At 66.8% G+C, this 15,004-nt stretch carries 5 protein-coding genes; 3 read left to right on the plus strand and 2 right to left on the minus strand.

From position 1 onward, the window contains the following. Positions 1 to 366 precede the first annotated feature (366 nt). Both PVZ78_RS06610 and PVZ78_RS06615 read left to right on the plus strand, forming a co-directional pair. Positions 367 to 540, plus strand: coding sequence for a DUF1427 family protein (locus tag PVZ78_RS06610; RefSeq protein WP_007930748.1), 174 nt, complete (start codon positions 367 to 369; stop codon positions 538 to 540). Between the two features lie 42 nt (positions 541 to 582). Beyond that, positions 583 to 1,539 carry a quinone oxidoreductase family protein gene (locus PVZ78_RS06615; protein WP_273828411.1) on the plus strand — a complete coding sequence of 319 codons (957 nt, stop codon included), beginning with the start codon at positions 583 to 585 and terminating at the stop codon, positions 1,537 to 1,539. Between the two features lie 250 nt (positions 1,540 to 1,789). Here PVZ78_RS06615 and PVZ78_RS06620 read toward each other — a convergent pair whose 3' ends face one another. Further along, positions 1,790 to 2,833 carry a purine-nucleoside phosphorylase gene (locus PVZ78_RS06620; RefSeq protein WP_009048212.1) on the minus strand — a complete coding sequence of 348 codons (1,044 nt, stop codon included), beginning with the start codon at positions 2,831 to 2,833 and terminating at the stop codon, positions 1,790 to 1,792. Between the two features lie 54 nt (positions 2,834 to 2,887). Then, a complete protein-coding gene (locus PVZ78_RS06625; RefSeq protein ID WP_009048213.1) occupies positions 2,888 to 3,862 on the minus strand; it encodes a nucleoside-specific channel-forming protein Tsx in 975 nt (324 codons plus the stop codon). A 538-nt stretch (positions 3,863 to 4,400) separates the two neighbouring features. Here PVZ78_RS06625 and PVZ78_RS06630 point away from each other — a divergent pair. Next, positions 4,401 to 14,942: an autotransporter-associated beta strand repeat-containing protein gene (locus PVZ78_RS06630; protein WP_273828412.1), complete on the plus strand. Its 10,542-nt coding sequence runs from the start codon at positions 4,401 to 4,403 to the stop codon at positions 14,940 to 14,942. Positions 14,943 to 15,004 lie beyond the last annotated feature (62 nt).

Raw genomic sequence — 15,004 nt, forward strand, 5'->3', positions numbered from 1 at the left:
AGGAGCGAAGCTTGCTCGCGATGAACGGTAACGCGGTCCGCCAGACATTCCGCGCCGGGGCTATTGCGGGCAAGCCTCCGCAGCCTCGCGCGGCTTGGCAGCGGCTACGGGGCTTTGCGCACAGGCATCCATTGTGTGGGCGCTGCAATCCCGTAGGAGCGAAGCTTGCTCGCGATGAACGGTAACGCGGTCCGCCAGACATTCCGCGTCGGGGCCATCGCAGCCAAGCCTCGCTCTTACACGTTCATACCCACAGATTGGCCGAAATCCTGAAGTGCTTGGCCGGTTGCGCAGGTTTTCGCTCCCTACACTCCCGGCATGCCCAATCGCCGCCGCCCAGGCGCGGCGCACTGCCCGGAGTTCGTCATGCATTACCTCATCTCTCTCGCTATTGGCCTCGGCGTCGGCCTGCTTTATGGCGCCCTGAACTTTCGCTCGCCGGCGCCGCCGGCCATCGCCCTGGTCGGGCTGCTCGGCATGCTCGCCGGCGAACAGCTGTGGCCCATGGGCCGGCAGCTGGTGAGCAACTGGTTGTCCTGAGGCTTTCGATCCTTTTATTTATTCCTGTTCATGGAGGCGCTTATGCACGCCCTGCAATTTTCCAAGACCGGCGATCTGTCGTCGCTGCACTACGTCGAGGTGCCGACCCCGGTGCCGGCCGCCGATCAGGTACTGGTGCAGATCAAGGCCGCCGGCCTCAACCCCAGCGATGTGAAGAACGTGCTCGGGCGTTTTCCCTACACCACCGTGCCGCGCATTCCCGGGCGGGATTTCGCCGGGGTGGTGGTGGACGGGCCCCGGGAGCTGGTGGGGCAGGAGGTCTGGGGCACCGGCAAAGAGCTGGGGTTCTACGCGGACGGCTCCCATGCCCAGTACGTGGCGCTGTCGGCCAAGGGCGTGGCGCACAAGCCGGCGCACCTGAGCTTTGCCCAGGCCGCCAGCCTGGGCGTGCCTTACACCACCGCCTGGGATGCCCTGGAGCGCAGCGGAGTGGGCGCCGGCACCACCTTGCTGGTGATTGGCGGCGGGGCGGTGGGCAGCGCCGCCCTGGCCCTGGCGAAGATTCGCGGAGCCCGGCTGCTGGCCGCCGCACGGCGCCCGGAGCAGGTCAAGGCGTTGCAGGCGCAAGGGTTCGAGACCGTGCAGCTGGACCAGCCGGAAAACCTCGGGGCCCAGGTCAACGGCGTGTTCGCCGGCGGCGCCGAGGTGATCTTCGACACCACCGGCTTCTGGCTGCCAGCCTCGGTCGCGGCCCTGGCGCCGTTCGGCCGCATCGCCATCATCGCCGCGCCGGTGGACGGCCATGTGCAGTTGCCGGCCCTGGGCCTGTACCGCAAGGGCGGCTCGGTGGTCGGGATCAACTCGCTGCTGTACGGCGTGCAGGCCTGCGCGGCCATGCTCGAGCAGTTCGGCCGGTTCTTCGATGAAGGGCTGTTGCCATTGCCGCAGGGGCTGTTCGAATCGCCGCTGGAGCAGGGCGTCGAGCGCTACCACGAGGTCAATCGGGGCAGCGGCGAGAAGGTGATCCTGTTGCCGTAAGGGTGGCCAACCCGCCTGAATCGGCAGGCTGGCCCGGCTTTGTGTAGCCGCTGCCGAAGGCTGCGATCGCCCCGAAGGGGCGCGGCGATCTTGCGTTCGCCACGCCCATTCGGAGCTTATATTGAGCTCCTGCGGACCTATCGCAGCCTGCGGCAGCGGCTACAGGTTGGGGGCTGTGTCGTGTCTGGACCGTGCTTGCGACGGCGTCAGCCCAGACAACCTCATAACCAAAGTCGCAGGCGTTATGCGCTTACGCCTCCGGCACACCTTTCTCCCACGCCGACCAGTTCTTCAGGATGTCCTGCACCAGCGGATTACCGGTGCGATAGAGGTTTTCCAGGGCCGGGACAAAACCGCCCTGGTCGGCGTACTTGAGCAGGTTGTCGACTTCGCTGCCGCCCGGCTCGGGGCGGTCGAAGTCGGAGCCGGCGCGGACCACCGCCAGTCGCTGCACGTCCACCCGGCCTTCGCGGCTGGCGCGCAGCAGGGCTTCGTAGGTCGAGTTGTCTTCCTGCTGGGTGGTGCAGTACTCGCCCTTGTTGTCGGTCAGCAGGCGGGTCCAGACCTCGGCCCGCTCGCTCAGGCGGGTGCCGGAGAACCAGGTGTTGCCCGCCAGGGTGTCGCACTGGGTCACCACCGGCGGCTGGTTGGCCGGCGCCGCCGGGTACTTGAGGCGCCAGGCCGCCGATTCCTTGCTTTCGCTCAGGCTCACCCGACGCGACAGGGCGAAGGCCTTGGCCTGCAGTTTCGGGTTGAGTTCGAAGACCTCGGTCTTGTAGTCCAGCGGCGGTTTCTCGTTCGGGCCCTTGGTGTTGATACCCAGGTAGCCGGTTGGCCAGTCCTTGGGCGCGTCCCGCGAATCCAGTTCCCACTGGGTGCCGAATTCCACCAGGTAATGGGCCCAGGCGGTGGTGCCGATGGTGCCGTATTTGGGGCTGATGCCGGCGATCCCGGCGACCAGGAAATAGCTTTTGCGCAGGTCGAATTTCGGCGACAGCGCCAGAGCCAGGGTCGAGGCCGCGGCGTTGGTCTGGCCCATGCCGGTGACCAGCAGGCAGACGTCCTTGGTATTGCAACGTATCGCCGGGTACTCCGCCGATAGCCCCGGGACGCGCACTTCCTGTTTCAGTTCCAGGCGCTCGATCCAGTGCTGGGCCTCGGGGGCGAACATGGTGATCAGCATCACCTTGGGTTTGATCGGTGCCGCAGCTGTTTCGCTCGCCCAGGCGCCGCAGGACAGCAGAGTGCCGGCAGCCAGACCAACCGACAGGGAAAGACGGGTCATCACATTCATAAAACCTCCATGGCTCTTGACTTGCAGCTTGCCGCTCAAGGCTCGCCGCTGTTCTTAAAACTGGTAACCGATGCCGGCGTAGTAACCCCAGCCATTGGACCGGGCGCGGAAATCGCCATCGCCGAAATTCAGCTCGCTGCCGTCCTGCCAGTTGCCGCCGTTGTGGAAGTAACGGCCGACCAGGGTGAACCGCAGGTGGGTGAAGGAATACAGCAGCACGTTGGTGGACACCGTGGCGTTGGCCGTGCGGGCCGGGTTGTCCTTGTGCAGGTCCGAGCCGAAATCGAAGTTGGTGAAGCCTATATAGGTCAGCGAGGCGCCATTGCTGAACTTGTCGATAGGCACGATGTACTTGAGCTGGGCCCGGTAGCCGTCCCACGAGTATTCATTGCTGGCGCCGTAGTTTTCCCACTGGTAGCGCCCGTAGAAGTTGGCCGACAGGTTGACCCGCGAATGGGTGTCGATGTCGGTGCCCAGGCCGCTGTACAGGGTATTGGCGCGGTTGGCGCTGTTGCTGCCGTGGTCGTAGATCCAGTCGAAGGCTACGTACCACTCCTTGAACGGGCCGATGGCCAGGCTGCGTCCGGCCAGGTAGTCGATGGAGATCCGCGGCTCGTGTTCCATGAACACCGGCGAGCCGTGGTCCCACACGCCTTTGTCATGGCTGTTGCCGATGTTGAAGATCTTCGGGATGTCGATGTAGCCGTACAGTTCGAACGGCCCCTTGCGGCCGAAGTACTCGTATTCCAGGTAGATATCGTCGGCCGGCTGCGGGCCGAAACTGATGTCCTTGCTGCCGATCAGGGTCAGGTCCTGGTTGTACCAGTCCGACAGGTATGCACCTTTTTTGGGCGGATTGGCGTCCGGGCTGAGGGTTTCGCCCTGGGCCGAGTCATCAACGCTTTGTTGGACGTCGACGGTTTTTTCCTGGGCCTGGGCAGCACTACTGAGTACTCCCGTAACGGCAGTCAGTAGCAGGGAAACAGCCAGGGTGCGACAGGAGGCCGAAGGTGTAAGAGGTCGATGCATTGAAAATCCCTGTTCATGCGGTAGGAAAGCCATGGCTGGCCGGGTTGAAGCGAACCTGTACTCATTATCGGTTTAACGGGTTCGCGCAAACGTTTGCATATGCTGTACCAACTTCGATCAGGTGTTTGAAAAAAATGAAAAATCGGTGCAGAAACTGACTGTCTTGTTAGGAAATATCCGGAAAATTAAATCGATACTTCTGAAATCGCTGGGTGGTAAGGAGGGTGGAGCGGAAGGCGGGGCATTTGTGAGGGAAAGTATCTGATCTGACAAAAAAGCTGTTTTTTAACTAATTGATAAATAAGGAGTTGATAAGTTTTTCCGAAGTTTTATCGGTCAATTCTTACCATAGTATTAATGCTATTTAATCCCGCGGTTTCGTCTCTGCCCCCGCGAAGCTCGTCTACGTTTCTGGCACGGAGCAATTTTCGCCACGGTCAGGTATTCGAAGTCAGTGCGTATCGATTCAGGACGTTGCTGAGCGAGCAGTACACGCATTCATGGATGAACGGCTTGGCCCCTTAGCAAGGAGTTGAGCGTGGACAAAGTTCAGGTCAGGGACGCCGTCAATCATCTTTCCCCCCTCTCTTTGGCAGTTCGCCTGGGTCTTACCGGGTTGTTGCTCAGCCTGGTCAGCCCCTCGGCCATGGCCACCTGTTCCACCGTCGGCAGCGTGGTGACCTGTACCGGGGTGCCGGGCCTGCCGCTGTTTCTCAACGACTTTTCCAGCGCCACCGATGGCCTGACGGTCAACGTCAACAGCGGCGCGCAGATGAACGCGACCCTGGGCGGCAAGGTGCTGAACCTGACCGGCAGCACCATCACCCTGAACAACGCCGGGACTATCGACCCGGCGCTGCTGGGGCTGGTCTCGGTGTTGAGCGGCGGGGCCTTTATTGGCAACGGCGCGGCGGGTGTGGTCAACGTCACCAACACCGTCACCGGGATCATGCGCGGTACCGGGCAATTGCTCGGCCTGAACCTGAGCAGCCTGGACGGCGCCGCGCTGAACATCAACAACGGTGCCGGCGGCACCACCACCATCGTCAACGACGGCACCATCACCTCGACCGGCCTGTCGCTGCTCAGCGTGACCCTGGCGGACACGCCGGTGGTGGCGGTGTATGGCGGTTCCCAGGTGAACATGACCAACAACGGCACGCTGCAAGGCGGGGTCGCCTTCGAGAGTTCCAGCGGCGGCAACACCTTCCTCAACACCGGCACCATCCAGGGCGGGGTGTCGATGGGGGTGAACAGCACCAACACCTTCACCGCGGTCACCGGTTCCAGCGTCAGCGTCGGCGATGGGATCAACATCAGCCTCGGCCTCGGTGGCCTGCCGGGGATCGACCTGACATTCGCCCCCACCGGCAAGGTCGACGGCGGCGCGGGCGGTACCAATACCCTGATCCTGCAGAACACCCTCGGCCCGGGCGGCGGCACCAGCGGCAGCGGCACGCTGTCGAGCGACAACTACATCAACTTCAACAACCTCACGCTCAACAGCGGTACCTGGACCCTGCAGGGAGCACTGGTCAGCGGCAGCACCACCCTCAACGGCGGCATCGCCCAGTTCGATAACAGCGGCACCTTCGGCAGCGGGGTGCTGACCAGCAATGGCGGGATCCTGCAGGCCAGTACCGGCGGCCTGACCCTGAGCAACCTGGTGACCCTGGGCGCCAGCGGCCTGACCGTGCAGGGCGGCAACGACTTGAGCCTGGCCGGGGTGATATCCGGCACTGGCGGCCTGACCAAGAGCGGCGCCGGCCAGTTGAGCCTCGACGGGGCCAACACCTACAGCGGCAACACCAGCATCAGCGCCGGCTCCGTGCAACTGGGCAACAACCTGGCCTTCGGCAGCGGCACGCTGAGCATCGATGGCGCGGCCACGCTGTCGACGCCCGGCACCATCACCCTGAACAACCTGGTCAGCCTCAACAACAGCATGATCGCCACCGGCGCCGGCAGCCTGACCCTGGCGGGGCTGATCAGCGGCAGCGGCGGGCTCACCAAGAGCGGCACTGGCAGCCTGGCCCTCAACGGCATCAACAGCGGTTATTCCGGCACCACCACCCTGGCCGCCGGTACCCTCAGCGTGGGCAACGACAATGCCTTGGGCAGCGGCGGACTGACCGTGAGTGGCAGCGCCAGCCTGGACAGCAGCGCCGCGGTGAACCTGAGCAACGCGGTGACCCTGAACGCCAACCTGACCACCCTCGGCAGCAATGCCCTGACCCTGGGCGGGGGGCTGTCCGGCACCGGCGGGTTGATCAAGAACGGTAGCGCGGACCTGACCCTGAGCAGCGCCAACACCTACTCGGGCGGCACCTCGCTCAATGGCGGCAAGCTGCTGGTGGGCTCCGGCACCGCCCTGGGCAGCGGCGCCCTCAACGCCGGCGCGGGCACCACCCTGGATGCCACCACGGCGCTGAGCCTGGGCAACGCCATCAACCTCATCGGCAACCTGACCCTGGGCGGCACCCAGGCCCTGACCCTGGGCGGGGTGATCAACGGCGCCGGCGGGTTGATCAAGGACGGGGCCGCGGCCCTGACCCTGAACGGCGTCAACGGCTACCTGGGCGATACCGCCCTCAACAGCGGCTCGCTGATTCTCGGCTCGAACACCGCGCTGGGCCTCGGCGCCCTGAACGCCGCCGCCGGCACCACCCTGGATGCCAATACCGCGGTGACCCTGGGCAACAGTCTGAACCTGGCCGGCAACCTGAACCTCGGCGGCAGCGCTGACCTGACCCTGAACGGCGTGGTCGGCGGCAGCGGCGGCCTGACCAAGAACGGCACGGCCAGCCTGATCCTCAACGGCGCCAACACCTTCCTCGCCGGCACCACCCTCAATGGCGGCACCCTGACCCTGGGCAACGCCGGCGCGCTGGGCAGCGGCGCCCTGACCGTGGGCGGCGCGGCGACCCTGGACAATACGGCCGGCATCAGCCTGAGCAACGACGTCACGCTCAATGCCGACCTGACCCTGGCCGGCAGCAATGCCCTGACCCTGGACGGTCTGGTCAGCGGCACCAGCGGGCTGATCAAGAACGGTACGGCCGACCTCACGCTCAACGGCGCCAACACCTTCCAGGGTGGTACCACCCTCAATGCCGGGGGGCTGATCCTGGGCAGCGGCACGGCGCTGGGCAGCGGTGCCCTGACCGTAGGCGGCGCCAGTACCTTGAGCGGCAGCGGCGCGCTGACCCTGAACAATGCTGTGCACCTCAACGCCAACCTGACGCTGGACGCCAGCAACCCCCTGGTGCTGGGCGGGGTCATCGACGGTACCAGCGGCCTGATCAAGAACGGCACCTCGAGCCTGACCCTGAGCGGCAACAACAGCTACCAGGGCACTACCGCGCTGAATGCCGGCTCGCTGATCGTCGGTTCCAATACCGCCCTGGGCAGCGGAGCGCTGAATGCCGCCGCCGGCACCACCCTCGATGCCAGTGCCGCGGTCAGCCTCGGCAATAACCTGAACCTGGGCGGTAACCTGACCCTCGGCGGCACTCAGGACCTGACCCTGGGCGGGGTGATCAACGGCGTCGGCGGGCTGATCAAGAACGGTACGGCCGACCTGACCCTCAATGGCGCCAACGGTTATCTGGGCAACACCGCGCTCAATGCCGGCACGCTGATCGTCGGGGCCAACGGCGCCCTTGGCGCTGGCGCACTGAACGCGGCCGCGGGCACCACGCTGGATGCCAATACCGCCGTCACCCTGGGCAACCAGGTGAACCTGGCCGGTGCCTTGAATATTGGTGGCAGCGCCGACCTGACGCTGTCCGGCGCAGTCAACGGCGCCGGCAGCCTGGTCAAGGACGGCAGCGCCAACCTGGTGCTCAATGGCAGCAATGGCTTCCTTGGCGGCACCACGTTGAATGCCGGCACCCTGACGGTCGGCGCCGACGCGGCGCTGGGCCTCGGCGGCTTGACCGTCGGCGGCGCGGCGACGCTGGACAGCAATGCCTCGGTGACCTTGAACAATGGCGTGACGCTGAATGCCAACCTGACCCTCGGCGGCAGCAACGGCCTGACCCTGGACGGCGTGGTCAGCGGCACCGGCGCGCTGATCAAGAACGGCGCAGGTGAGCTTGCGCTCAACGGGGTCAACCTCTTCGCCGGTGGCACCAGCCTGAATGCCGGCACCCTGACCCTGGGCAATGCCGCGGCATTGGGCAGCGGCGCCCTGACCGTGGGCGGCGCGGCCACCCTGGACAACAGCGCGGCCTTGACCCTGGGCAACGACATTGCGCTCAACGCCGACCTGAGCATCGCCGGCAACAACAACCTGACCCTGGGCGGGGTGGTCAGCGGCGGTGGAGCCCTGATCAAGAACGGCCTGGGCGACCTCGCCCTGTCGGGCAACAACAGCTTTACCGGCGCCCTGAACATCAACGCCGGTAGCGTCAGCACCCTGAGCAGCGGCGCCCTGGGCAACACCTCGGGAGCCAACGTCAGCGCCGGGGCCAGCCTCAACCTGGGGGCCGACAGCAGCCTGGCGAACCTGACCGGCAGCGGCGGGGTGCTGATCGGCGCGGGCACCACCCTGAGCGTCGGCGGCGTCAGTTCCAGCAGCACCTTCGACGGCAGCCTGAGCGGCAGCGGCGGCCTGACCAAGGTCGGCAGCGGCACCCTTGACCTCACCGGGATCAACGGCATCACCGGCAATACCCAGGTCAACGGCGGCACCCTGAATGTCAGCGGCTCCCTGGGCAGCGCCAACGTCGGCGTCGCCAGCGGCGCGACCCTGACCGGCAGCGGCTCGTTGCTGGGCACGCTGAGCGTCGCCGATGGCGGTCACCTGGCCTTGAGCTCGGGCACCACCCTTGCGACGGGCGGGCTGGTCCTCGGTGGCAACGCCAACCTCGACGCCAGCCTCGGCGCACCGTCCACCACCTCGCTGCTCGATGTCGGCGGCAACCTGACCCTCGACGGCAAGCTGAATGTCACCGACGCCGGTGGCTTCGGCGTGGGCGTGTACCGCTTGATCAACTACACCGGCAGCCTGGTCGACCTCGGGCTGGACATCAACAGCGTGCCGGTCGGGTTCAGCCTCGGCGACCTGCAGGTGCAGACCTCGGTGGGCAACCAGGTCAACGTGCTGGTGGCCGCGCCTAACGTCAATATCCGCTTCTGGGACGGCAGCCAGACCGTCGCCAACGGCAGCGTCGACGGCGGCAGCGGCACCTGGAACAGCGCCGGCAGCAACTGGACGTCGGCCAACGGCTTGCTCAACCAGGCCTGGGCTGGCGATTTCGGGATCTTCCAGGGCACCGCGGGTACCGTCACCGTCGATGGCGCCCAGACCTTCACCGGCCTGCAATTCACCACCAGTGGCTACAACCTGGTGGCTGGCACCGCCGGCGCGCTGACCGCGGTCAACGGCACCGGTGGCAACACCGCGCTGCGGGTCGACCCGGGCGTTACCGCGACTATCGGCGTGGATATCAACGGCAGCGGCACCCTGGCCAAGCTCGACGCCGGCACCCTGGTGCTCAATGGCGCCAACACCTACAGCGGTGGCACCTCGCTGAATGGCGGGACCCTGGTGGTCGGCAACGACTCGGCACTGGGCAGCGGCCAGTTGACCGCTGCCGCCGGCACGACCCTGGACAGCAACGCCGCGGTCAGCCTGGCCAACGCGGTCACCCTCAACGGTAACCTGACGGTGGCCGGCAGCAACGACCTGGCCCTGAACGGCGCCATCGGCGGCACTGGCGGCCTGATCAAGAGTGGTAGCGCCGACCTGACCCTGGGTGGCAACAACAGCTACCTGGGCCCGACCGCGTTGAACGCCGGCGGCCTGATCCTGGCGTCCAACACGGCGCTGGGCAGTGGCGCGCTGAACGCCGCTGCCGGCACCACCCTGGATGCCAGCAGCCCAGTCAGCGTGAGTAACGCGGTGAACCTGGCCGGCAACCTGGGCATCGGCGGCAGCGCCGACCTGACCCTCGCCGGGTCGATCAACGGCGCCGGCAGCCTGAGCAAGGACGGCAGCGCCAACCTGACCCTCAACGGCGCCAACGGTTTCCTCGGCGGCACCACCCTCAATGCCGGGACCCTGACCCTGGGCAATGCCGCGGCCCTGGGCCTGGGCAACCTGACGGTGGCCGGCGCCTCCACCCTGGACAGCAATACCGGCCTGACCCTGGGCAACAACCTGGCATTGAACGCCGACCTGACCCTTGGCGGCAGCCAGGCCCTGACCCTGGGCGGAGCGGTCAGTGGCAGCGGGGAATTGGTCAAGGACGGCACGGCCAACCTGACCCTCAACGGCGTCAACACCTACCAGGGCGGCACCACCCTGAACGCTGGCGGCCTGACCCTGGGCAATGCGGCGGCCCTGGGCAGCGGGGCCTTGACCGTGGCGGGCAGCGCGACCCTGGACAACAGCGCGCCACTGATCCTGGGCAACGACCTCAACCTGAATGCCGGGCTGACGCTGGCGGGCAGCGCCGACCTGACCCTGGCCGGCACCCTGGCCGGCAGCGGCACCCTGACCAAGAACGGTGCGGCCGACCTGACCCTCAGCGGCAGCAACACCTTTGGCGGCCAGTTCAATGTGGCAGCCGGCAGCCTGAGCACCCTGGGCGGTTCGGCGCTGGGCAACAATGCCGGAGTCAACCTGGCCAGCGGCACCCAGCTCAACCTCGGTGGTTCGGCTAGCCTCGCCAGCCTGACCGGCAGCGGCACGGCGCAGGTGGGCGCGGGCAGCACCCTGAGCATCGGCGGCACTAACCTGAGCAGCACCTTCGACGGCAGCCTGAGTGGCAGCGGCCTGCTGAGCAAACTCGGCAGCGGCACCCTGACCCTGAGCGGCAGCAACGCCCTGACCGGTGACACCAGCGTCAATGCCGGCACCCTGAACGTCAGCGGCTCCCTGGCCAGCGCCAATGTGGCGGTCAACAACAGCGGCACCCTGACCGGCACCGGCAGCCTGAGCGGCGCGGTGACGGTGGCCGACGGCGGCCATCTGAGCCTCAGCAGCGGCAACAGCCTGACGCTGGGTTCGCTGGTGCTGGCGCCGAACGCCAACCTGGATGTCGGCCTGGGTACGCCGGTGGCGGGGGGCGGGACTTCGCTGCTCAACGTCGGCGGCAACCTGACCCTCGACGGCACGCTCAACGTCAGCGATATCGGCGGCTTCGGCAGCGGCGTGTATCGCCTGATCAACTACACCGGCAGCCTGACCGACAACGGCCTGGTGGTCGGCAGCGTGCCGGGCAGCGTGGTGCCGGGCGACCTGCAGGTGCAGACCGCGGTGGGCAGCCAGGTCAACCTGCTGGTGACCGCGCCCAATACTATCGTGCAGTTCTGGGACGGCGGCCAACTGACCGGCAACGGCGCGATCGACGGCGGCAGCGGAACCTGGGCCAGCGGCACCAGCAACTGGACCAATGTCGATGGCACCCTCAATCAGGCCTGGGGCAACAGCTTCGCGGTGTTCCAGGGCGCGGCCGGCAACGTCACACTCAACGGCACGCAAAGCATCACCGGCATGCAGTTCGTCACCGACGGCTACAGCCTGATCGATGGCACATCCGGCACGCTGAACGCGGTCAACGGCGCCACCGGCAATACGGCGATCCGCGTCGACCCGAACGTCACCGCCACCCTCGGTGTGGCCATCAACGGCGCCGGCACCCTGGCCAAGCTCGATAGCGGCACCCTGGTACTCAATGGCAGCAATGGCTACACCGGCGGCACCGCCCTCAACGGCGGCACCCTGGTGGTGGGCAGCAACAGCGCCCTGGGCAGCGGCGTGCTGACCGCGGCCAACGGCACCACCCTGGACAGCAACGGCGCGGTCAGCCTGGGCAACGCGGTAGTGCTGAACGGCGGGTTGAATGTGGCCGGCTCCAACGACCTGACCCTGGCTGGCGTGGTCAGCGGCAGCGGCAGCCTGATCAAGAACGGCGCGGCGAACCTGACCCTCGACGGTAGCAACAGCTATCAGGGCGGCACCCAGCTCAACGGCGGCGAGCTGACCCTGGGCAATAACGCGGCCATCGGCAGCGGCGCCTTGAGCGTCGGCGGCAATGCCCAGCTCGACAGCAGCGGGGCCTTGCAGCTGGCCAACGCCATCAACCTGGGCGCCCAGCTGACCCTGGCCGGCACCCAGGACACTACCCTCAGCGGCGCCATCGGCGGTAGCGGCAGCCTGGTCAAGAATGGCAGCGGCGCCTTGCTGCTCAGTGGCGCCAATAGCTACACCGGCGGCACCACCCTCAATGGCGGCAGCACCACCGGCGATACCTCCAGCCTCAAAGGCGCGATCCTCAACAACGCGGCGCTGACCTTCGCCCAGAACAGCGACGGCACCTACAGCGGCAACCTCAGCGGTAGCGGCACCCTGACCAAAAGCGGCACGGGCGAACTGTTGCTGACCGGCAGCAACAGCCTCACCGGCACCACCAGCGTGCAAGCCGGCTCGCTGCGGGTCGACGGCACCTTGAGCAGCGCCACAGTGAATGTCGCCTCCGGCGCGGCCATTGGTGGCAGTGGGGAAATCGGCGGGACGCTGCAACTGGCCAGTGGCGCCACCCTGAGCGCCGGCGGCGCCGCCACGCCGTTGTCGGTGGGCGCCTTGAACCTGGCCTCCGGGACGACGCTGGACTTCACCCTGGGGCAAGTCGGCAGTTCGACCACGGTGGTCGATGTGGCGGGCAACCTGACCCTCGATGGCACCCTCAATGTCACCAATGGCGGCGGCTTCGGCGTTGGTATCTACCAGTTGTTCCGCTACGGCGGCAGCCTGACCGATAACGGCCTGGTCTACGGCGCGCTGCCAGCGGGCGTGCTGCCTGAGAGCCTGACGTTGCAGACCGCGCTGGCCAATCAGGTCAACCTGCTGGTGCAGGGCACACCGGGTGAAGTGCAGTTCTGGAACGGTGGCAAGACCACCGCCGACGGCAGCATCACCGGCGGCAGCGGTACCTGGGGCCCGGGCACCAACTGGACCGACCCGAACGGCACCCAGAGCCTGGATTCCAACAATCAGTTCGCGGTCTTCGGCGGGCAGGGCGGCACGGTCACCGTGGTCGGCAACCAGGGCTTCACCGGCCTGCAATTCCTCGACGCCGGCTACAGCCTGGTCGCCGGGGAGGGCGGCAGCCTGAGCCCGACCAATGCCGCCGATGGCACCCTGGCCGCGGTGCGGGTCAACGCCGATGTGACGGCGCAGATCGATGCGCCGCTGGTGGGCAGTGGCGGGATCAACAAGCTCGACGCCGGCACCTTGCTGCTGACCGGCGCCAATACCTACACCGGCGGTACCACCGTCAGTGGCGGCACCCTGGCCGGTACTACCAGCAGCCTGCAAGGACGCATCCTCAACAACGCGCGCCTGCTGTTCGTGCAGAACAGAAACGGTCGTTTCAATGGCGTGCTCAGTGGCACCGGCAGCCTGGTCAAGCAGGGCAGCGGCCTGTTGCTGCTCTCCGGCGCCCAGCCGTTCAGCGGCCCAGTCGCGGTGGAGCAGGGCGAGTTGCAGGTCGGTGATCGCAGCACCCCGAGCGTGTTCGCCGGGCAGGTCACGGTGGCCAATGGCGCCGCCCTGAGTGGCAACGGCAGCGTCGGTTCGCTGGACAACCACGGCCTGACCCAGTCCGGTGGCGCCGCCGGGACCCTGAGCGTGGCGGGCAACCTCAGCAACGCCGCGGACGGTGTGCTGGACCTGACCGTGACGTCGCCTACCGGCACCGTGCTCGCCGTGGGCGGGACCGCTACCCTCGGCGGCGGTCTGCAAGTGCGCTCGCTGGCGCCTTACACCGGCAACACTACCTACTCGCTGATCACCGCCGGTGGCGGGGTCAACGGGACCTTCAGCAGCACCCGCCTGCCGTCCCTGGCCTTCCTCGACACCGCGCTGGTGTATGGCCCCAACCAGGTCGGCCTGGCGGTCAGCCGCAACCAGACCACCTTCGCCGAAGTGGCGGCCACCCCCAACCAGCGGGGTGTCGCCAGGGCCCTGGAGAGCTACACCGGCGCCGAAGGCTCGGGCGCTGACGTGCTCAACGATCAGGTCATCAACCTGGATCGTGCCTCGGCCCGCGCGGCGTTCGACAGCCTGTCGGGCGAGATCCACGCCAGTACCGCCAGCTCGCTGCTCGAGGACTCGCGCCATGTGCGCGATGCCCTCAACGACCGCATGCGCCAGCCTGGCTGCGGTACCGAGGAGGATGAGCTGCGGCGCACCCTGGCGCCTGGGGAGAACCGTTTGAGCCGCGAAGGCTGCCAGGGCCAGGACGAGATGGTCGGCTGGCTGCGGGTGCTCGGTTCCTGGGGCGACATGGAAGGCGACAGCAACACCGCCGGCCTGGATCGCAACCTGTCCGGCTTCATGCTCGGCACCGACCGCCAGCTCGGCGACCAGTGGCGCGGTGGCGTGGCAGCCGGCTATACCCACAGCGATATCGATGCGCAGCGGCGCCAGTCCGATGCCACGATCAACAGCACCCACCTGGCGGCCTACCTCAACTCCCAGCATGACGCCCTGGCGGTCCGCCTCGGCGCGGCTTACAGCTGGCACCGGATCAGCACCAAGCGCAACGTCAGCGTCGGCAGCTACAACGATCGCCTGAAAGCCAACTACGACGCGCGCAGTGCCCAGGTGTTCGGTGAGGTCGGCTATGCCCTGGAAGCGGCGGGCGTGGCGCTGGAGCCCTTCGTCGGCCTGGCCTATGTCAACTACGACAGCGATACCGGCCGGGAAAAAGGCGGCGCCGGACGCCTGAGCGCCAAGTCGAGCCAGGACATCACCTTCTCCACGGTGGGCCTGCGGGCCGGCAAGCGCATCACCCTGGGTAACGGTTCGCAGATCACACCGCGCGCCGCCCTGGGCTGGCGCCATGCCTACGGCGATACCAAGCCCGATGCCGACCTGACCTTTATCGAGGGGGGCGGCTCGTTCACCACCCAGGGCGTGCCGATCGCCAAGGACAGCGCCCTGGTCGAGGCCGGCCTGGACTACCAGATCAGCCCCACGGGCAAACTGGGCATCGGTTACTCGGGCCAGCTATCCCACGACAACCGCGACCATGCGATGACCCTCAGCTTCACCCTCGGTTTCTGATCACCACCGAGGTTTCTTGCAACCGCCCGAAAGGGCGGTTTTTTTTGCCGCTAGCTTGCGGG

The sequence above is a fragment of the Pseudomonas sp. SBT1-2 genome (assembly GCF_028640875.1).
Classification (GTDB): Bacteria; Pseudomonadota; Gammaproteobacteria; order Pseudomonadales; family Pseudomonadaceae; genus Aquipseudomonas; species Aquipseudomonas chlororaphis_I.